We start from the raw sequence: 18,572 nt of genomic DNA, 5'->3' as shown, positions 1-18,572 counted from the left end.
CTCTATCCCGTGGGCTAATGCAGATAGAACCGCAACTGGAAAAGACTGCCGGAGCTTGCGGAATGCCCGCTGATCAAATGAAGCTCAAACCAGTTGCGCCAATGGAAATTTTTCGAGCGCGCATGATAGACGCTGAATGCCGGAATTGAAAGCCGATCCGGCCCAGATGCCGCGTTTTTCATCATGATAGCGACAAATGACCCTGTGATGACAGTGTTATTTCCCTCAGAAATCATCACAAAGATTAATGATATTGGCGAATTCTGGTTAAAAATGACCTGACGCAATATTTGATCCTGATCGGTTCCGCATAATGAAACGCGATATTCTGAGGGGCCGCTACCATGGACAAATTACTTGACCGCTTTTTCAACTACGTCTCTTTTGACACCCAGTCCAAAGCGAACGTAAAGCATGTGCCGAGCACCGACGGGCAGTTGAAGCTGGCGCGTGCGTTGCAGCAGGAAATGATCGCGCTCGGCTTCGAGCGGGTGTCGCTCAGCGAACACGGCTGCGTGATGGGCACCTGGCCGGGCAACGTCGCCTGGCCGGTGCCGGCGGTCGGTTTTATCGCCCATCTGGATACCTCGCCGGATTTCAGCGGCAAACACGTCAATCCGCAGATCGTCGAGAACTATCGCGGCGGCGACATCGCGCTCGGCATCGGCGATGAAGTGCTGTCGCCGGTGATGTTCCCGATCCTGCACCAGATGCTGGGGCAGACCCTGATTACCACCGACGGCAAAACGCTGCTGGGCGCCGACGACAAGGCCGGCATCGCCGAGATCCTCACCGCCATGGTGCGCCTGCGCGCGCGCAAAATCCCGCACGGCGATATCCGCGTGGCCTTCACCCCGGACGAGGAGGTGGGCAAGGGGGCACAGCTGTTCGACGTGGCGGCCTTCAATGCCGAATGGGCTTACACCGTGGACGGCGGCGGCGTCGGTGAGCTGGAGTGCGAGAACTTCAACGCCGCCTCGGTGACGATCAAAATCCTCGGCAACAGCGTGCACCCCGGCAGCGCCAAGGGCGTGATGGTCAACGCGCTGTCGCTGGCCACCCGTATTCATCAGGCGTTGCCGGCGGACGAAGCGCCGGAGACCACCGAAGGCTACCAGGGCTTTTTTCACCTCAGCAGCATCAAGGGCAGCGTAGAGCGCGCCGAAATGCACTATATCCTGCGCGACTTCGAGCGCGAGGGGTTTGAAGCGCGCAAGCGCAAGATGGTGGACATCGCCCGCGAGGTCGGCAAAGGCCTGCCGCGCGATTGCTATATCGAAGTGAGCATCGAAGACAGCTATTACAACATGCGCGAACAGGTGGCGGAGCACCCGCATGTGATCGCGCTGGCGCAGCAGGCGATGCGCGACTGCGACATCGAACCGGTGATGAAGCCGATCCGCGGCGGCACCGACGGCGCGCAGCTGTCGTTCCGCGGCCTGCCGTGCCCGAACCTGTTCACCGGCGGCTACAACTACCACGGCAAGCACGAATTCGTGACCCTGGAAGGCATGGAGCAAGCGGTGGCGGTGATCATGCGTATCGCGGCGCTGGCCGCCGAGCGGGCGCGGTAAACACCTTCGTTTCCCGGCCGGCTTGCGCCGGCCCGCATTCCCTTTTCTGATACGCCCGGCGGGCTCAGCGTGCCCGCCGTTCTCTTCTTCTGCTCTCTTTATGGCTCCCGATCTCATGGTTGTTTCGTTCACCACACAATCCGCAGTGAGGGAATCCCATTATCCTTCGAGATAAGGTGCTGGTTATGCATACAGCATTGCTGTGTGCTTAACCGGTTTTACAGCTTCGGTGCGGTGAGCCCAGTGGCCAGGGAATGCTGGGGGAATGAGCGCTGTTAACCGCCATCAAACAGGACGTAAGAGGGTAACAATCATGGCAGAAGAAAAGAAAAATGCTCAGGTGATTAACGGCGTTAACGACGATATCGCGGAGCTGAAATCGCTGTCTACGCTGCGCCAGCGCGTGGTCAGCGACGGTGAAATCGTCTCCAAATCGGCCAACGGTTTTCGGCTGGCAAATGGCAATACCGGTGTGATGCTGCGTAATGATGGCGAGGCTTTCTACTTACTGACAACTCAGGCTGGGCAAGCTCAAAACGGACAATGGAACACCTCGCGTCCTTTCGCTTTCAGCCTGGCTTCCGGCAGGGTTGCACTCGGCAACGGCGTTGATATTTCCGGTGGTGCGATGGTATCGCATGACGCGGGTATAGGAGCGGTGACCACGGGACCCACTCCCCTGATAAATGGGCAGGCATACAACGCACCGTATATTCATACGCGCTTCGTCACCAGCGGAGTCAGTTCTTCTATGATGATGGGCGCGCGGATTATCCCCGGGAAAGAAGATACGGGATTACTGGCTTATAGCGACCTTGCGGGACGCTGGAATGAAATTCAAGTAAAGGCGAACAGCGAGCTCTCTGCCGGGCAACTGACAAAACGTAACGGCAATGGCTGGATTGTCGCTGCCGGCAATATTGACGTTTCAGGTAAAGCAGAACGTATTACCAATGGGGTGCGTCTTCAGGGAAATGGGGATCTGAGCGCAGATATTTATCATATTGAACACATTAGCCAATACCATGCCATGGCATTCCATGTGGCCAACGGCGGGGCGCAAGGATGGTATGAGTTCCGGAATAACGGTCATGCCTACACCAACGGCGCCTGGAACAGCAGCTCCGATGCCCGCATGAAAACGGACATCACCCAAATTGCCGGCGCATTGGACAAGCTGGCCAATATTGGCGGCTACACCTACCTCAAACAGGGCGTGCCGGAGGCCGGGGTGATCGCTCAGGAAGTGGAGAGCGTATTGCCGCAGTCGGTAACCCAAACCGAATTGAAGCTCAACGACGGCAGCGTGCTGAAGGATGCCCGCGGCATCAATATCAACGGCGTGGTGGCGTTGTTGGTTGAGGCGCTTAAGGAAGAGCGAGCGGCCCGAGAAGGGTTGGAATCGCGGGTGGCAGCGTTGGAAGGCATGATTTCCAGCCAATAACGATAATAAAACGGCGATTTATTCAATCTCTGTGAGCTGGAAATAAAATTGAGCGTCCATCGACGCGGAAATATTTTTGCATGTCGACGTTTGCCAGACAGGGAATAAATCGCCTTCAGTGCATCTGAAGGATTAGTAATATCCAGGAGAAAATAATATGCCACAGGAACTGAATGGCCATGGCCCTACCGCCGGAGATTATATGGGCGGCAGCGGCGATAATCTCAATGCTCGACCTGATGGTTCGACGCCAGGCGGCTCGAACGGTAATGGCGGCAGAGACAGTAGCATCAGTGGGAACTCTCGGGAAGCCGCTAAGCAACGGCAGGTCAATGCTATCAAAAATGATCCTAACGTTAAGAATATACTGGGAAGCTTGCTGAAAATAAGACGAGCCCTTGCACCTTATGCCTCAGTATCTTTGACGGGGTTGGATGATAGCGGCAGATTGCAGGTTCAGGTCAATGACGTTCGCGCTGTTGATGAAATAGGTGTGCGTAACGCATTAAAGTCTGAGCCACAATTAAAAAATGTCATTGGTTTTGATTTTAATAAGTCTGGAGTGACCGGTTTTGTCGGTCATATTGATACTGGCCATAAGATCGGTAATTATCAGAGTGCACCCAACGGGAACAGTAATGGTAACAATTCTACCGCTGAAGATAAGGTGTCATTAGCCACCTATTCCGAGATGCTTAATGGAAAAATCCCACCGGGTTTCTGGCTTGATAATAATAGGGTGATGACTGAAATTACGGAACGGTATGAGATCAACGGAGGCGGAAAAGGGAGCGATCGCACAGGTTACCGGCAACGTAATGTCGAAGTGCCTTCTTTGACCTCGGCCTACCAACAATTTAAACAGGTAGAACGAGAAGTGGCTGAAGTGGCTCGTAAAGCTGAGGAGGCCCGTAAAGCTGAGGAGGCCCGAAAGGCTGAGGAGGCCCGAAAGGCTGAGGAGGCCCGCAAGGCTGAAGAAGCTCGTAAGGCTGAAGAGGCTCGCAAAGCAGAAGAAGCCCGCAAGGCTGAAGAGGCCCGCAAGGCTGAAGAGGCCCGCAAGGTGGAAGCCGCAAGAAAAGCGTTGTTCGCCAAAGCGGGGATTCTGGATGCACCGGCCTACTCCCCGGAAAAGCTAAAAGCGGCCAATGCGGCACTGGCTGCCGCAGGCGCCATGGTGCTTAACCGCGCGCCCGCGATGCTGCAAACGTCGACGGTCGGGCAAGGCGTGATGACGACCACGAGCGAACTGGCCGGCTGGGCAGCGAGCGCGTCGTGGCGGGCGGCTTATGAAGTTGGCAGTATACGCGCCGGCACCGTAGTCGCCGCCGGATCGGTGCTGGGGGCTTTTGCCCTCGGCTTCTACCCGACAGAGGCCGGAGCCGGGAGTGCCCAGGTGCCCGGGCGGGATGTCAATCTGTTTGCCCTCCAGGCGAGCCTGGCGGCGGCGGGCAGGGCGACCATCCAGCCCGGCATGACCTCGGTCGATTTGCCGGTGCGCGGATTTATCACCACCGACGATGACGGGAGACAGAGCGTCAACTTCGTCAGAACGGGCGTCGGCGGCGTATCGCCGAGCGTGCCGGTATTCAGACCCGTTCGCGATGAGCTGACGGGGCTGGACAAAATCACGCTGCCGGCGGTGGCGGGCACACCGGCCAGAACGATACTGATCAACCCGGTGCCGACCGGGCCGGCAGCGCCGGCGCATACCGGCAACGGCTCACCGGGGCCCAAATCGCCAGTGCATACCGGCACCGGCATCAGGCAGGCGGACAGCATCGTGGTCACCACCTTCCCGGCGGATGTGGTGCAGGATCTGCAAGACTTTATCCTGTGGCAGCCGGATGCGACGGAGATTGGTGTAGAGGCCATCTATGTGATGGTCAGTGATCCCTTGGACTCGGGGCGTTTTACTCGCCAGCAACTGGATAAAAAGTACAAGCACGCGAGTGACTTTGGTGTTGCGGATACCAGAAAAAACAGAGAGACTCTGACTAAATACCGCGATGCGCTCGAGGCTCATTTGAATGATAAGGATACGGTAGAAAGAGGGGTTTATAGACGAGAGAAAGGATCTAAGGTGTTTTTCAATCCTAACACAATGAATGTTGTTGTTTTAAAAGAAAACGGCGATTTCTTATCAGGGTGGAAGATAAATCCAGACGCAGATAACGGTAGGATATATTTAGATACGGGGGATTTATGAATCGGATGGCAATTATTGATCTGGCTAAGAGTTTTCTAAGAAAAGAGGTCGGTGCATTGGAGTTCTCCGAAAAAATATGTGTAGAAAGACGTATGCTCTACGGGGTTAAGGATCAGGATAGAAACGTTATGAATTGTGGGGAAGAGCTATTTATGATAGCTGAAGTTTACAATCCTGATTCAGAACGTGCTGATTATGAACTTGATGATGCCGGATTGCGTGCCGCAGTTATAACGACACTAGAAAAATTCAATTTTATCTGAACACTTATTAGGATAGGTGCTCTAGTAGATTTGAAATTATCTGGGTATTGGGCAAGATAAAAAGAACCGCCTTCATAGTGACAGAATAGTTAACAAAAGTGACCCTAACGCCCAATAGACGAGAGTCTATTGGGCATTTTATTGTTTCGTAACGATGGCAAGGAAGTGAAGAGCTAATTTAATAGCGGTTAATCGGTTACCCTTCAAGGTCCGGCATCAGGCAGGCGGACAGCATCGTGGTCACCACCTTCCCGGCGGATGTGGTGCAGGATCTGCAAGACTTTATCCTGTGGCAGCCGGATGCGACGGAGATTGGTGTAGAGGCCATCTATGTGATGGTGAGCAAACCCTATGGTGAAACCAACGCCAGGGGCAAATACAGCGGTCGTGAATACAACACCAATAAAGCTGGAGGCCCCATTCAGAATCTGGATTGGAAAGGGGCCAGCATCGACCGTGCCGGCGTGGATAAGGTGAAGCTGCATACTGGGCGTTTTGAACAGACTCCGGAAAACCAAGTGATGATTGACCGTTTGGATAAAATTTTGAAAGGGGAGCTACAACCTACTGACACCGATAGGCGATTTTATACTCATGAAATCAGAGAGTTGGAAAGGTATAGGAATCTTGGCATAAAAGATGGTGAGGTTCCTCACAGTGTTCAAGAACGGAAGGCCGTATGGAATAATACACATACTGCTACGCTTGAAGACTATAGAATAAATGAAAAAGAACAGGCACTTTATACAGATGGGGCCCTACAAGCCGCATATGAACAGGAGCTGAAAGATGCTATGGGAGGGAAGAAATAATGCCTTTAAAAGATATCGTTAAAAATGAAAGTGTAGAAGATGTGCTAACTTTTTTGGGGCCGACCTCTGATTACCGTAAATTGGATCGTCTATATACCTATAATCGCTTTGATGCAATTTCTAGCGGGGAACTCTCTTCTACTTACGATGCATTATTCCAAAAAGGGGTACTTCAAGATCAAAATGGAAAAGTAGTTAAAGGCCCCAATTGGAAAGAGCCGAAATTCGTAACCGAGAAAAAATACGGTATCGAATAGCCGTGGTTATGGTCTGATTCGTGCTTCTTTAACCCCCGGCAAACGAAATTTTGTTGGGGGTTTCTTTTTTGGCTGGTGGGGGTGCCATAACGCGAGCCTTATGCCGGGTGGCTAAAGTAGCGGCCCTCGCTTTTTTGTCGCCTGAGCTAACGTGCGGATACTGTAGTTAAAACGGGACGCTTGCGATCGGCATAAGCGCTTGCCGTAACAAGGCGTTGCTCATAGTGTGGAAGCCTATTCCCCACGCATAAGGACCGCATGATGAGCACCGAATACCGTATCGCCAGCCCGCATTTGGCGCAGTTCGTTCAGGCGATTTGGCGCCAGGCCGGCAGCACGGCGCGTGAAGCCGAGCTGGTGGCCGATCATCTGGTGCAGGCCAATCTGGCCGGGCACGACTCGCACGGCGTCGGCATGATCCCCAGCTACATGGCGTCGTTGGCGCAGGGGCAATTGCAGCTCAATCAGCATGCCGAGGTGGTGCGCGACGCCGGCGCGGTGCTGACGCTCGACGGTGCGCGCGGTTTCGGTCAGGTGGTGGCCAGCGAAGCGATGGCGCTGGGCATTGAACGCGCCGGCAAGCTGGGCCTGGCGGCGGTGGCGCTGCACAACGCGCACCATATCGGCCGTATCGGCCATTGGGCGGAGCAGTGCGCTCGCGCCGGTTTCATTTCGATTCACTTCGTCAACGTGGTGGGCGATCCGATGGTGGCGCCGTTCGGCGGCAGCGATCGTCGCTTCGGCACCAACCCATTCTGCGCCATTTTCCCGCGGCCGGGCCGCACGCCGCTGCTGTTGGATTTTGCCACCAGCGGTATCGCCTTCGGCAAGACCCGGGTGGCCTATAACAAAGGGCTGTCGGTGGCGCCGGGCTATCTGATCGACGAACACGGGCAGCCGACCACCGAACCGAAAGTGATGCACGAAGCGCCGTTCGGTTCGCTGCTGCCGTTCGGCTTGCACAAAGGCTATGCGTTGGCGGCGATGTGCGAAATCCTCGGCGGCGCGCTCTCCGGCGGCCGCACCACCCACGACGCCACGCTGAAAGCCGGCAGCGACGCCATCTTCAACTGCATGACGACCCTGATCCTCGATCCGCAGGCCTTCGACGCCCCGCAAATGCAGGCCGAAGCCGAAGCCTTTATCGGCTGGGTGAAAGCTTCGCCGCCGAGCGGCGAACAGCCGATCGCCGTCCCGGGAGAGTGGGAAGAGGCCAACCGCGCTGCGCGGCTGGAGCAGGGCATCCCGATCGATGCCAATACCTGGCGGCAGATTTGTGCGGCGGCGGAGCAGGCGGGCATGGCGGCGGGGGAACTGGCGGATTATCGCGCGCAGGCGCGGCAGGCATAAAAAAAGCCACCCGGCAGGGTGGCTTGTTCGTGTGACGGCAATCAGTCGTTAAAGTACCAATACCCGCTGTTGACCAGCGCGGTCAGCAGCGCCAGGAACGACGGGTCGTCTACCGCGTCGCCGAGCAGGGCGGCATCGACGCTGAAGTTTTGGCACAGGGCGTCTGCGGCCTGCAGCTGGTCGGTGTCGATCAGCTCGCCGTTGACGAAGCAGCGATCGCCGACGCGCAGCACGCGCAACCCACCCAGGCGCTGCAGCGCTTCACCCTGTTGCAGCAGCTCGTAGATTTCCCCGGCCTGATACGGTGGCTCCGGCGGCGCCAGATCCAGCTCGTGGCGCGACTGGGAGATGAACTCGCCGAACCAGTGCTGGAAGTGTTCCGGCTGTTGCACCAGATCCAGCATCATCTGCCGTAAGGCGTCCACTTCCTGCGGCAGGATCTCCGCCGGGTGTTCGCGCAGTTTAACGTCCGGATCGCCGTAGCGCTTGCTGCCCAGCTCGCGCGCCAGCACGTAGTCGGCGAAGCCGCTCACCAGCTCGCGGCCGTTCGGTGCGCGGAAGCCCACCGAGTAGTTGAGCGCGTTTTCCAGCGCGTAGCCTTCGTGCGGGAAGCCCGGCGGAATATAGAGAATGTCGCCCGGTTCCATCTCTTCGTCGATGATGGCGTCGAACGGTTCCACCTGCAGCAGATCCGGATGCGGGCAGTGCTGTTTCAGCGGCGTTTTTTCCCCGACGCGCCAGCGGCGGCGGCCGGTGCCCTGAATGATGAACACGTCGTACTGATCGAGGTGCGGGCCGACGCCGCCGCCCGGTACCGAGAAGGAGATCATCAGGTCATCCATCCGCCAGTCCGGCAGCTGGCGGAACGGGCGCATCAGCGCTGCGGAAGGCTCATGCCAGTGGTCCACCGCCTGCACCAGCAGCGACCAGTTGTTTTCGCTCAGGTGGTCGAAGCTCTCGAAGGGGCCGTGCGCAACCTGCCAACGGCCGTCCTGGTGGCTGACCAGGCGGCTGTCCACTTCGTTTTCCATCGCCAGCCCGGCCAGCTCATCCGGGGAGATCGGATCGATAAAGTTTTTGAAGCCGCGCTTCAGAATCACCGGACGCTTTTGCCAATAACGTTGCAAAAAATCGTTCCAGTCCAGGTCTAATTGATAATCCATGTTCTATTCCAGGAGAGAGGAGTGAGCCTGAGTGCGATTATAACGGAAGTTTGGCCCCGTGGATCGGGGCCGCAGAGGCATAATTTACTCGTTGTGGTGGGTGTCGTGCTGACGGGCGAAGGTGACCTGCATGCGTGCGCCGCCGAGCGGGCTGTCGCTGATGACGATTTCGCCGTCGTACTGCTCAATGATCTCCGCCGCCACCGACAGGCCCAGGCCCTGGCCGGGGCGCAGGGTATCCACCCGCTGGCCGCGCTGGAAGATCAGCTGGCGCTTGCTTTCCGGGATCCCCGGGCCGTCGTCGTCGATGACGATGGTGAGGTTTTTCTCGGAGTGCAGCGAGGTGATCTCAACGAACTCCAGGCAGTATTTGCAGGCGTTTTCCAACACGTTGCCCATCACTTCCATAAAGTCGTTCTTCTCGCCCATAAAGGTCACCTCCGGCGAGATGTCCAGCGTGATCACTACCCCTTTGCGCTGATAAACCTTGTTCAGCGCCACCACCAGGCTGTCGAGCAGCGCCGGCACCGAGTGGATCTCGCGCGTCAGCACCGTCTGGCCGGAGTTGATGCTGGCCCGGTGCAGGTAGTAACCGATCTGCTGCGAGATGCGGCCGATCTGATCCAGCATGATCGGCTCGGCTTCTTCGATGGTGGTCTGTTTGCCGCTGCGCAGCGAACGCAGGGTACTTTGCAGCACCGCCAGCGGCGTTTTCAGGCTGTGGGTCAGATCCGACAGGGTGGTGCGATACTTGGTGTAACGCTGGCGCTCGTTGCGCACCAGAATGTTCAGATTGCGCACCAGCCCGCGCAGCTCGCTGGGCGGATTTTCGTCGAGCTGATCGCGCTCGCCGTTCTCCAGCTCGCCCACCTGAGTGACCAGTGCCTTGATCGGCCGCAGGCTCCAGTAGGCCGCCAGCCACAGCAGCGGCACCACCAGCAGCAGGTTGGCCAACAGCACGTAGCTGAACCACTCCCACACCACGTCGGATCGCTGCAGCTCCTGCGGAATGCTGTCGACCACCACGATGGTCAGCGCCGGCAGCCGAGGCGTGGCGGCATAGGTGTTAACCGCCACCGAGTGGGTCAGCGCGTTCTGATCGGTATCGTCGTAATCTTTCAGCTGGTTTTGCGCTTTGGGGTTGTCCCCCAGCACTTCGCTACTGATGCGGGTGTCGGTGTCGATTTCGTAGAAGCCGGACTCCTCCAGCCACTCCTTGTTGATCAGTTTCTCCAGCTCCGGCACTTTGCGCTGGCTCCACAGCAGGTTGCCTTTATCGTCGTAGATAAACACCAGCGTCGGGAAGTTGAGATCGATATCGGGGGGAATGGCGATGGTGAGCTTGTTGTCTTTCCACTGCGCCAGGCTGAAGAACAGGTTGCTCTCGCCGCGCAGCAGGCGGAAGGCGGTCTTGTCGAAGCTGACGATGTAGCCGACGACCGCCACCAAACCGTAAGAGAGCGACAGCGCCAGGATCACCCCGGCGGTCGCCATCAGGAAGCGGGCGCGCAGCGAAAACGGTTTTTTATTCTTGTTGAACATCATGTTCACTTCGCGTCAAAACGATAGCCCTGGCCACGTACCGTGGTGATCACTTCATGCGGGTATTCCGCCTGCACCTTTTTACGCAAGCGGCCCATCAGCACGTCGATGGTGTGGCTTTCGCGCAGTTCGGCGTCCGGGTAGAGTTGCAGCATCAACGAATCCTTGCTCACCACCTTGCCGGCGTTGCGGATCAGGGTCTCGATGATGGTGTATTCAAAAGCGGTCAGCTTGATTTGCTGATCGTTAACGCTCAGTTCGCGGCGCGACAGATCGATCTGGAACGGCGGCAGCACGATCACCTGCGAAGCCAGGCCGCTGTTGCGGCGCATCAGCGCCTGCATGCGGGCGATCACTTCTTCCAGGTGGAACGGCTTGGTGACATAGTCGTCGGCGCCGGCTTCCAGCACCGCCACTTTGTCCTGCCAGCTTTCACGGGCGGTCAGCACCAGGATCGGCAGCTTGGTCTGGTGTGCGCGCCAGCGGCGGATCAGGCTCAGGCCGTCTTCGCCCGGCAGGCCGAGATCGACGATGGCGATATCCGGCGCGTGTTCCTGCAGGAAGTAATCGGCTTCCTTGGCGTCTTCGGCCGCGTCGACCTGATGGCCCATCTCGCGCATCTGAACGGAAAGGTGGTGGCGCAGCAAACCATTATCTTCAACAACCAGTACTCGCATGGCGAACTCCTGTGACTGTGCGGGTGAACGTCCTGTCACCCACGCGATAAAAGGGAACACGCTCTGCGGCGTGTCAGGGGATAACGCGGCCACCTGAACCATTTTGGCAAAAAATGCTGAGGTTATGGTAGGTATAACCCGCTCGGCCCGCAAGAGAGCCGAAGCAATGTATTAAAATAAGCGTTATCAATTTGTTCGCCGACATTATCGGCAAGCTCTGATAAACGTCGGATAAACAGCGGCGGGGCAACGTTAAACGCACCTTAAACGCGGTGGGCATTGCCGGCAGGCGGAAGGGTGAACCGGACCGCTTGAAAAGCTTTAAAGGTACTAATAAGGTATTATGGATGTATCGGCACACTTTTCAGGAGCGACGGATGAAGCAGTTAACCCAGGCAGAACGCATAGCGGGCGCACTTTACGGACAGATGCTGGGCGACGCGCTCGGCATGCCTTCCGAGCTGTGGCCGCGCGAGCGGGTTAAGCGCCACTTCGGCTGGATAGACGGCTTTCTCGATGGGCCGAAGGAGAACACCGCCGCCTGCTACTTCAAGGCCGGGCAATATACCGACGATACCGCGATGGCATTGGCGTTGGCCGATGCGCTGTTGGAGGCGGAAGGCGAGGTGGTGCCGGAACTGATTGCCCGCAACGTGATCCGCTGGGTGGACGGTTTTGACGCCTTCAACAAGAACATTCTCGGCCCCAGTTCCAAACTGGCGCTGAGCGAGCAGAAAGCGGGCACGCCGATCGCCGAGTTGGAAAACAACGGTATCACCAACGGTGCGGCGATGCGCATTTCGCCTTTGGGCTGCGTGCTGCCTTCCGCGCCGCTGGAGGATTTTTGCCAGCAGGTGTGGCTGGCTTCCAGCCCGACGCACAAATCCGACATCGCCGTCGCCGGTGCCGTGACGATCGCCTGGGCCGTCGCGCGGGCGGTGGAGGGGGCGGACTGGGCCTCGATTCGCCTGGCGTTGCCGGAGGTGGCGGAGTATGCCCAGCGCCGGCAGGAGACGACGTTCAGCCCTTCGCTGGCGGCGCGCATCGAACTGGCGTTTCAGGTGGTGGATGAAGCCGCTGACACTGAGCAGGCCTCCGAACGGGTGTATCAGCTGATCGGCGCTGGGGTGAGCACCATCGAGTCGGTGCCTGCGGCGCTGGCGATGGTGCAGCTGGCGCAAACCGATCCTACCCGGTGCGCCGTGCTGTGCGCCAATCTGGGCGGCGACACCGACACCATCGGCGCGATGGCCACCGCGATTTGCGGCGCGCTGCACGGCGCAGAAGCGATCGAACCCGGATTGCTGGCGGAGTTAAAACGGGTGAATTCGCTGGATATCGAGGCTTACGTTCAGGCGTTCGCGCGTTTTCGCCGCCGCCGACAGGGCGAGGCGTAAGCGACCGCGTGACGCAACGGATCAGCTTTCGCTGGTAAATTCGTACATGTCGCTGCGGCAGAAGCTTTCGCTGTATTCGATCGGCTTTTTATGGTGGTCGAACAGCGTCTGGCGCACGATCAACAGCGGCATCGGCTCCGAGAGCCGCAGCGCCTGACGAATATCGTCGTCGGCCATCGCCGCGCTGACCTGGCTGCGCAGCGATCCCATCTCGACCTTATTGCGCCGGAAGTAGTCGTACAGCGAAATGCCGATCTCGTCGACGTTGGCAATTGCCGTCACCACCACGTAGGACACCGCCACCGACATTGGCCGCCGATCGATCAAGTGAATGCGTTTGAGTTTGTAGATCGGCGTACCGGCCGCCAGCTGGAGCTTTTCAGCCAGTTCAGCGCCGGCGGGCATCCGTTCGCGGCTGATCCATTGCGTGTCCGGCCGGCGCCCTTGCTGTATCACCTCGCGCGAGAATCCTTTGACGTCCGCCAATGAATAGAACAGCTTCGGCTCCGGCCGTTGCGGTTGAATAAAGGTGCCGTAACCGCGCGAGCGGCCGATGATGCCGTCCTGCTCGAGGCAGGCCAGCGCTTTGCGCACCGTGATGCGCGAGATGCCGAGCCGTTCGGTGAACAGGCGTTCGCTGGGCAGAAAATCCCCCGAATTCAGCAACCCTTGCTCGATGGCCTGGCGTACCGAGGCGTTGAAGCGCAAATACAGCGGCATCGCGCCCGCGCTGGCCAGATCCTGCTGCAGTTTGTCCAGCAGACGCTGGTTGGTCTCCTTGCTCATAGCCGACGGAAGTCCTGTAGCCGCAATGCGATGGCTTATTTAAGGGGATTTCGCCGGGCAGCGCAACTGCCGCCGCCGGAGCGAAATGAGGTAGAGTAGTGCGTCGGCCCCCAGAGCCAGGAGAAATATCCCCCATGAGCGACACCCCACGACACGCGGACGACGCGGCGATCCTGTCCGCCTTCGCGCAGCAGCGCCGGCAAGGCCTGACCCGGCGTTCGGCGCTGCATCAGGCCCTGTTGCAGCTGATTGCCGCCGGAGAACTGCCCTGGCGGACGAAGCTGCCGCCAAGCCGTGCGTTGGCGGCCCGGCTGGCGGTGGCGCGCGACACGGTGGAACAGACCTACGCTCGGCTGGAGGCGGAAGGGTTCATCAGCCGAACGGTGGGGCGCGGCAGCTTTGTGCGCTATCGCTGCGACACGTTGCTCGGCCGCGAACTGCTGGCGACGGCGACGGGGCAAGAGGCGCGGCTGGCGGAGCGCGAGCTGAGCGACCGCGGCCGGGCGCTGCTGGCGGTCAGCCATATGCCGCACACCAGCCGCCAGGCTTCGCTGACGCCTTCGCTGGCGGATCTGCGGGCGTTTCCCATCGACCAGTGGCTGCAGCGGGAGAAACAGGCGCTGCGGCAGCACGGCGAGCGGCTGTTGGGGTATGCCGATCCGCAAGGGCTGCCGGAGCTGCGTGCGGAGATCGCGCATTACTTGCAGCGGGAGCGGGGCGTCAAGGCGACGGCGGAGCAGGTGATCGTGGTGACCAGCTCTCAGCAGGCGCTGGCGCTATGTACCCAGGTGCTGTTCGATCCCGGCGATGCGGTGTTCGTCGAAGAGCCGGGTTACCAGGGGGCGAAAAAGCTGGTGCAGTCGGCGGGGCTGCAGGCGCGGCCGATCGGCATCGACGGGCAGGGGCTGGATGTCGGGCAGCTAATGCAGGCCTCGGGCGGCGGACGGGGCGTTTATATCACGCCGTCCCATCACTATCCGCTGGGGTATTCGCTGAGCCTCGATCGGCGGCTGGCGCTGTTGCAGTGGGCGAAGCGCCAGCGAGCCTGGATCATCGAGGACGATTACGACGCCGAGTTCAACTACGACCGGCAAACCAAGGCGGCGCTGCAGGGGTTGGACGGCGGCGGGCGCACGCTGTACCTCGGCACCTTCAGCAAGACGCTGTTTCCGGGGCTGCGCATCGGTTTCATGATCGCGCCGCCGCAGTTGGTGCGGCCATTGGTCGCCGCCAGGCAGTTTCAGGACGGCTACACGTCGGCGCTGGCGCAGATGACGCTGTTCCACTTCCTGCACGAGGGCGGCTACGCCGAGCATCTGCGTAATATGCGCACGCTGTACAAGGCGCGGCTGGACGCGCTGTACGACGCGGTGCATCGTCACCTGGCGGCCTGGACGCGCCCGGCGCTGCCGCAGGGCGGGCTGCAGCTGGTTTGCCCGTTGGCGGATGCGGCGACGGAGCGGCGGCTGGTGGCGGCGGCCGCCGAGCGGGGGATTCGGCTGTACGGCCTGGCGGACTTCTACACCGGCACGCCGCAGCGCGGGGCGTTGGTGCTCGGCTTCTCGGCCTATACGCCGGATGAGATCGTGCGCTTTATCACGACGCTGGCGCAGGTGTTCAGCGTGCTGCCGGTGGCAAGCGACGGTTAAAATTGGTCTGCTCTGCGTTTTTGATTGGTCCGTATTGCACCGCCGCCGCGCGGTGTATTCTGCCGCTATCCGATTATTTCCCTAATGGAAATAATATCTTACTCCGTGAGGCGCTATGAACCTATCCAACCCTGAAGTGACTATCCGCAGAATCAATGGCGACGACAAAGCGCAATGGCTGGCGCTGTGGCAGGGCTATCTCGATTTTTACCGCGCCGACGTGGCGCCGCAGGTGACCGATCGCACCTTCGAACGCCTGGGGCAGGATGAACAGGTGTACGGGCTGGTGGCGGAGGATGCCGAGGGCCGGCTGCTGGGGCTGATGAACCTGGTGTTCCACCCGTCCACCTGGAGCGCGGTCGGCTATTGTTATATCGAAGATCTCTATGTGTCGCCGCAGGCGCGCGGCCACAAGGTGTCGGAAAAGCTGTTCGAACAGGCATACCGATTGGCAGAGACGCGCGGCAGCGATCGGGTCTACTGGATGACCCAGGAGTACAACGCGCCGGCGCGCTCGCTGTACGACAAAATCGGCAGAAGAAGCTCGTTTATCGTTTATTCCCGTTAATCGCAGGAGGGCGTTTATGGCAATGAATCGTTATGGTCAGCCGGTCGGGGAACCGATGCCGGATTGGCAGCCGGCTCGCCGCCCGGGGGGCGCGACGCTCGGCGGGCGTTTCTGCTCGCTGGCGCCGCTCGAGCCGCAGCGGGATTACGCCGCGCTGTTCGAGGCGTTTCAACTGGCGCCGGACGGCCGCGACTGGACCTATCTGTCTATCGAACGGCCCGATACGCCGGCGGCGATGCTGCAACACCTGGAGACGCTGCAGGCCAACCCGATGCTGGTTAATCTAACGGTGTTCGACGCCGCCAGCGATGCGCCGGTGGGCACGGTGGCACTGATGCGCATCGACGAGGCCAACGGCGTGCTGGAGATCGGCCACGTCAGCTGGTCGCCGTTGATGAAACAGCGCTCCAGCGCCACCGAAGCCATCGCGCTGCTGCTGCGCTACGCCTTCGACACGCTGGGCTACCGCCGCTGCGAGTGGAAGTGCGACAGCCATAACGCGCCGTCGCGCCAGGCCGCGCTGCGCTTCGGTTTTCGCTACGAGGGTAACTTCCGCTTCGCGGTGATCGTCAAGGGGCGCAGCCGGGATACCGACTGGTTCGCCATCACCGCTGACCGTTGGCCGGCGGTGCGGCAGGCGCTGGCACGCTGGCTGAACGCGGACAACTTCGATGCGCAGGGGCGGCAGATAGCCAGGCTGAAGGTGTTGCGCGGCGAATAGCAAAGAAAAAGGCGGCCCGAGGGCCGCCTTGTCGTTGTCAGGCTAAAGCGCTTACTTCAGCTCGTCGACCATGGTGGTGGCGCGACCGATGTAGTTGGCCGGGGTCATCGCCTTCAGACGGGTTTTCTCTTCTTCCGGCAGCGCCAGGCTATCGATGAACGCCTGCATGCCGGCGGCATCCACGCGTTTGCCGCGGGTCAGTTCTTTCAGCTTCTCGTATGGCTTCTCGATGCCGTAGCGGCGCATCACGGTCTGGATCGGCTCGGCCAGCACTTCCCAGTTGTGATCCAGTTCGTCCAGCAGGTGCGCCTGGTTCACTTCCAGCTTGCTGATGCCTTTCAGGGTGGCCTGATAGGCGATCAGCGCGTAGCCCAGGCCCACGCCCAGGTTACGCAGCACGGTGGAATCGGTCAGGTCGCGCTGCCAGCGGGAAACCGGCAGTTTACCCGCCAGGTGGCCCAGCACGGCGTTGGCCAGGCCCAGGTTGCCTTCGGAATTTTCGAAGTCGATCGGGTTGACCTTGTGCGGCATGGTGGAAGAGCCGATTTCGCCGGCGATGGTCTTCTGCTTGAAGTGGTTCAGGGCGATGTAGCCCCAGATGTCGCGGTCGAAGTCGAGCAGGATGGTGTTGAAACGCGCTACGCAGTCGAACAGCTCGGCGATGTAGTCATGCGGCTCGATCTGGGTGGTGTACGGGTTCCAGGTGATGCCGAGCGAGGTCACGAACGCCTCGCTGAACTGGTGCCAGTCCACTTCCGGGTAAGCGACGATGTGGGCATTGTAGTTGCCGACCGCGCCGTTGATTTTACCCATGATCTCCACGCGCTCCAGCTGACGGTACTGGCGCTCCATGCGGTAAGCCACGTTGGCGAACTCTTTGCCGACGGTCGACGGGGTCGCCGGCTGGCCGTGGGTGCGCGACAGCAGCGGGATATCGCGGTATTCCAGCGCCAGCCCTTTCAGCGCGTCGATGATCTTGCGCCAGTAAGGCAGCACCACGTCCTGACGGGCGCTTTGCAGCATCAGCGCGTGCGACAGGTTGTTGATGTCTTCAGAGGTGCAGGCGAAGTGGATGAACTCGGACACCGCGTGCAGCGCAGGCACCGCCGCCACTTTTTCCTTCAGGAAATACTCGACCGCTTTCACGTCGTGGTTGGTGGTGCGCTCGATGGTTTTGATGCGCTGAGCGTCTTCTTCATTGAATTCCGCGACGATTTTGTCGAGGAAAGCGTTTGCGTCGGCGTCAAAAGCGGGAACTTCCTTGATTTCTGCGCAGGTCGCCAGTTTTTGCAGCCAACGTACTTCAACCTGTACGCGGAATTTCAGCAGACCGTATTCGCTGAAAATGGGGCGCAGTGCGCTGACTTTATCACCGTAGCGTCCATCAACGGGGGAAACGGCGGTCAGTGAGGATAATTCCATCGGTAGCAACTCCTGGGATCGATTAACAATGAGCAACGATATTTTGCGCCTGTTTGAACAGACGATTACGGGAAAACATTAACTGCAGGCGGCTGCCGCCGACCTGTTGCCACAGCACGGCGGCGCGAATGCCGGCCAGCAGCGTGGCGCGAACCTTGGCCTGCACCTGCGGGTTCTGCAAGATTGCCGGCGAGCCGGTCACCTGGATGCGCGGCCCGAGCGGGCTGACCACGTCGACGTAAATGCCGGCCAGCGCGCTGATGATGGTGTCCGACTCAAGATCGAAGTGCGCCAGCTGGCGCTCGAGCTGGCCGAGGCGTTCGCCGAGCGTGTTCATCGCCTGTTTGTTGGCGTTGAGCTTGCGCTCCAGCACCATCAGGCTGATGGTGTAGCGGGTCAGTTCCGCACCTGGCCCTTTGTTGTTGGCGTTAAGCACGCCCATCAGGGTTTCGAGGCCGACCAGCAAATTGCGTTCTTCACCGCCGAACACCGCCAGCGTGGAGGGCGGGTCCATCTGCAGCAGGCTTTTCAGCGAGGTTTGAAAGGCTTCGCGGTTGCATTGCCCTTCATGGGCCAACTGCTGAACCAAACGCGCCGCCTGGCTGATACCTGCCATGGCCAGCGTGATGTCATAATAATTCTTCGCCACGATGACTCCTGTAAACGCGGTGAACGGTACATGGCTTACTGCATAAGGTTGTGTGTATCGCCAGGGTAACGGCGGCGGCCGCGAACGGGAAC

General features: G+C 59.4%; 18 protein-coding genes. 11 read left to right on the top strand and 7 right to left on the bottom strand.

The annotated features are described in order from the left end of the window. Positions 1 to 14 precede the first annotated feature (14 nt). A complete protein-coding gene (locus AWX27_RS24945; RefSeq protein WP_126179550.1) occupies positions 15 to 287 on the bottom strand; it encodes a hypothetical protein in 273 nt (90 codons plus the stop codon). A gap of 57 nt (positions 288 to 344) precedes the next feature. On the opposite strand from AWX27_RS24945, the gene pepT reads away from it, so the two are divergent. The 7 genes from pepT (at position 345) to AWX27_RS03195 (ending at position 7,906) form a co-directional block, all read left to right on the top strand. Further along, positions 345 to 1,574 carry a peptidase T gene (pepT, locus tag AWX27_RS03220; RefSeq protein WP_060419352.1) on the top strand — a complete coding sequence of 410 codons (1,230 nt, stop codon included), beginning with the start codon at positions 345 to 347 and terminating at the stop codon, positions 1,572 to 1,574. A 313-nt stretch (positions 1,575 to 1,887) separates the two neighbouring features. After that, positions 1,888 to 3,018 (top strand): tail fiber domain-containing protein, encoded by a 1,131-nt coding sequence (locus AWX27_RS03215; protein WP_060419743.1) that lies wholly within the window; start codon positions 1,888 to 1,890, stop codon positions 3,016 to 3,018. 157 nt (positions 3,019 to 3,175) lie between these two features. Next, complete coding sequence (locus AWX27_RS25345) at positions 3,176 to 5,224, top strand: S-type pyocin domain-containing protein (protein ID WP_230200970.1); 2,049 nt, start codon at positions 3,176 to 3,178, stop codon at positions 5,222 to 5,224. A gap of 5 nt (positions 5,225 to 5,229) precedes the next feature. Beyond that, positions 5,230 to 5,487, top strand: a complete 258-nt coding sequence (locus AWX27_RS03205) for a colicin immunity domain-containing protein (RefSeq protein ID WP_226873076.1) — start codon at positions 5,230 to 5,232, stop codon at positions 5,485 to 5,487. A 191-nt stretch (positions 5,488 to 5,678) separates the two neighbouring features. Continuing rightward, entirely contained in the window at positions 5,679 to 6,299 is a 621-nt protein-coding gene (locus AWX27_RS03200; protein WP_326778215.1) for an S-type pyocin domain-containing protein, read from the top strand. Next, the gene (locus AWX27_RS24325) at positions 6,299 to 6,556 is read left to right on the top strand and encodes a hypothetical protein (protein ID WP_015377593.1); all 258 of its coding nucleotides are present in this window, start codon (positions 6,299 to 6,301) and stop codon (positions 6,554 to 6,556) included. Before AWX27_RS03200 ends, AWX27_RS24325 begins: the two co-directional genes overlap by 1 nt. 261 nt (positions 6,557 to 6,817) lie before the next feature. Then, positions 6,818 to 7,906 (top strand): malate/lactate/ureidoglycolate dehydrogenase, encoded by a 1,089-nt coding sequence (locus AWX27_RS03195; RefSeq protein WP_060419349.1) that lies wholly within the window; start codon positions 6,818 to 6,820, stop codon positions 7,904 to 7,906. A 41-nt stretch (positions 7,907 to 7,947) separates the two neighbouring features. Here AWX27_RS03195 and AWX27_RS03190 read toward each other — a convergent pair whose 3' ends face one another. From AWX27_RS03190 to phoP, 3 genes are all read right to left on the bottom strand, one after another. Beyond that, positions 7,948 to 9,069 (bottom strand): ribosomal protein uL16 3-hydroxylase, encoded by a 1,122-nt coding sequence (locus tag AWX27_RS03190; RefSeq protein WP_033638200.1) that lies wholly within the window; start codon positions 9,067 to 9,069, stop codon positions 7,948 to 7,950. 84 nt (positions 9,070 to 9,153) lie between these two features. After that, positions 9,154 to 10,611, bottom strand: a complete 1,458-nt coding sequence (phoQ, locus tag AWX27_RS03185; RefSeq protein WP_060419738.1) for a two-component system sensor histidine kinase PhoQ — start codon at positions 10,609 to 10,611, stop codon at positions 9,154 to 9,156. A 5-nt stretch (positions 10,612 to 10,616) separates the two neighbouring features. Then, positions 10,617 to 11,288, bottom strand: coding sequence for a two-component system response regulator PhoP (gene phoP, locus AWX27_RS03180; RefSeq protein WP_004941169.1), 672 nt, complete (start codon positions 11,286 to 11,288; stop codon positions 10,617 to 10,619). Positions 11,289 to 11,665: 377 nt separating this feature from the next. On the opposite strand from phoP, the gene AWX27_RS03175 reads away from it, so the two are divergent. Continuing rightward, positions 11,666 to 12,685 carry an ADP-ribosylglycohydrolase family protein gene (locus AWX27_RS03175; protein ID WP_060419347.1) on the top strand — a complete coding sequence of 340 codons (1,020 nt, stop codon included), beginning with the start codon at positions 11,666 to 11,668 and terminating at the stop codon, positions 12,683 to 12,685. 21 nt (positions 12,686 to 12,706) lie between these two features. Here the strand turns inward: AWX27_RS03175 and AWX27_RS03170 are convergent, their stop codons facing one another. After that, positions 12,707 to 13,471 (bottom strand): GntR family transcriptional regulator, encoded by a 765-nt coding sequence (locus AWX27_RS03170; RefSeq protein ID WP_038877791.1) that lies wholly within the window; start codon positions 13,469 to 13,471, stop codon positions 12,707 to 12,709. A gap of 134 nt (positions 13,472 to 13,605) precedes the next feature. On the opposite strand from AWX27_RS03170, the gene AWX27_RS03165 reads away from it, so the two are divergent. The 3 genes from AWX27_RS03165 (at position 13,606) to AWX27_RS03155 (ending at position 16,409) form a co-directional block, all read left to right on the top strand. Next, complete coding sequence (locus tag AWX27_RS03165; protein WP_060419345.1) at positions 13,606 to 15,120, top strand: MocR-like pyridoxine biosynthesis transcription factor PdxR; 1,515 nt, start codon at positions 13,606 to 13,608, stop codon at positions 15,118 to 15,120. Positions 15,121 to 15,235: 115 nt separating this feature from the next. After that, positions 15,236 to 15,688 carry a GNAT family N-acetyltransferase gene (locus tag AWX27_RS03160; protein WP_049202749.1) on the top strand — a complete coding sequence of 151 codons (453 nt, stop codon included), beginning with the start codon at positions 15,236 to 15,238 and terminating at the stop codon, positions 15,686 to 15,688. Between the two features lie 16 nt (positions 15,689 to 15,704). Further along, positions 15,705 to 16,409 (top strand): GNAT family N-acetyltransferase, encoded by a 705-nt coding sequence (locus tag AWX27_RS03155; RefSeq protein WP_060419343.1) that lies wholly within the window; start codon positions 15,705 to 15,707, stop codon positions 16,407 to 16,409. A 51-nt stretch (positions 16,410 to 16,460) separates the two neighbouring features. On the opposite strand, the gene purB is transcribed toward AWX27_RS03155, so the two are convergent. Next, positions 16,461 to 17,831, bottom strand: a complete 1,371-nt coding sequence (purB, locus tag AWX27_RS03150; RefSeq protein ID WP_060419341.1) for an adenylosuccinate lyase — start codon at positions 17,829 to 17,831, stop codon at positions 16,461 to 16,463. Positions 17,832 to 17,853: 22 nt separating this feature from the next. Continuing rightward, positions 17,854 to 18,480, bottom strand: coding sequence for a high frequency lysogenization protein HflD (gene hflD, locus AWX27_RS03145; protein ID WP_060419339.1), 627 nt, complete (start codon positions 18,478 to 18,480; stop codon positions 17,854 to 17,856). Between the last annotated feature and the right edge of the window lie 92 nt (positions 18,481 to 18,572).

Origin of the sequence: Serratia sp. 2880STDY5682894 (assembly GCF_001537385.1) — a bacterium.
GTDB lineage: Bacteria > Pseudomonadota > Gammaproteobacteria > Enterobacterales > Enterobacteriaceae > Serratia > Serratia nevei.
Note: the sequence above shows the minus strand (reverse complement) of the source record. Positions and strands in the feature narration are given on the sequence as shown.

Bases quoted from the DNA above. Each gene is read 5' to 3' on its own strand.
- AWX27_RS24325 (WP_015377593.1), top strand. From the start codon at position 6,299: ATGCCTTTAAAAGATATCGTTAAAAATGAAAGTGTAGAAGATGTGCTA.
- AWX27_RS03165 (WP_060419345.1), top strand. From the start codon at position 13,606: ATGAGCGACACCCCACGACACGCGGACGACGCGGCGATCCTGTCCGCC.
- AWX27_RS03170 (WP_038877791.1), bottom strand. From the start codon at position 13,471: ATGAGCAAGGAGACCAACCAGCGTCTGCTGGACAAACTGCAGCAGGAT.
- pepT (WP_060419352.1), top strand. From the start codon at position 345: ATGGACAAATTACTTGACCGCTTTTTCAACTACGTCTCTTTTGACACC.
- phoP (WP_004941169.1), bottom strand. From the start codon at position 11,288: ATGCGAGTACTGGTTGTTGAAGATAATGGTTTGCTGCGCCACCACCTT.
- purB (WP_060419341.1), bottom strand. From the start codon at position 17,831: ATGGAATTATCCTCACTGACCGCCGTTTCCCCCGTTGATGGACGCTAC.
- AWX27_RS03175 (WP_060419347.1), top strand. From the start codon at position 11,666: ATGAAGCAGTTAACCCAGGCAGAACGCATAGCGGGCGCACTTTACGGA.
- AWX27_RS03160 (WP_049202749.1), top strand. From the start codon at position 15,236: ATGAACCTATCCAACCCTGAAGTGACTATCCGCAGAATCAATGGCGAC.
- phoQ (WP_060419738.1), bottom strand. From the start codon at position 10,611: ATGTTCAACAAGAATAAAAAACCGTTTTCGCTGCGCGCCCGCTTCCTG.
- AWX27_RS03190 (WP_033638200.1), bottom strand. From the start codon at position 9,069: ATGGATTATCAATTAGACCTGGACTGGAACGATTTTTTGCAACGTTAT.
- AWX27_RS03205 (WP_226873076.1), top strand. From the start codon at position 5,230: ATGGCAATTATTGATCTGGCTAAGAGTTTTCTAAGAAAAGAGGTCGGT.
- AWX27_RS03155 (WP_060419343.1), top strand. From the start codon at position 15,705: ATGGCAATGAATCGTTATGGTCAGCCGGTCGGGGAACCGATGCCGGAT.
- AWX27_RS03195 (WP_060419349.1), top strand. From the start codon at position 6,818: ATGAGCACCGAATACCGTATCGCCAGCCCGCATTTGGCGCAGTTCGTT.
- AWX27_RS25345 (WP_230200970.1), top strand. From the start codon at position 3,176: ATGCCACAGGAACTGAATGGCCATGGCCCTACCGCCGGAGATTATATG.
- AWX27_RS03215 (WP_060419743.1), top strand. From the start codon at position 1,888: ATGGCAGAAGAAAAGAAAAATGCTCAGGTGATTAACGGCGTTAACGAC.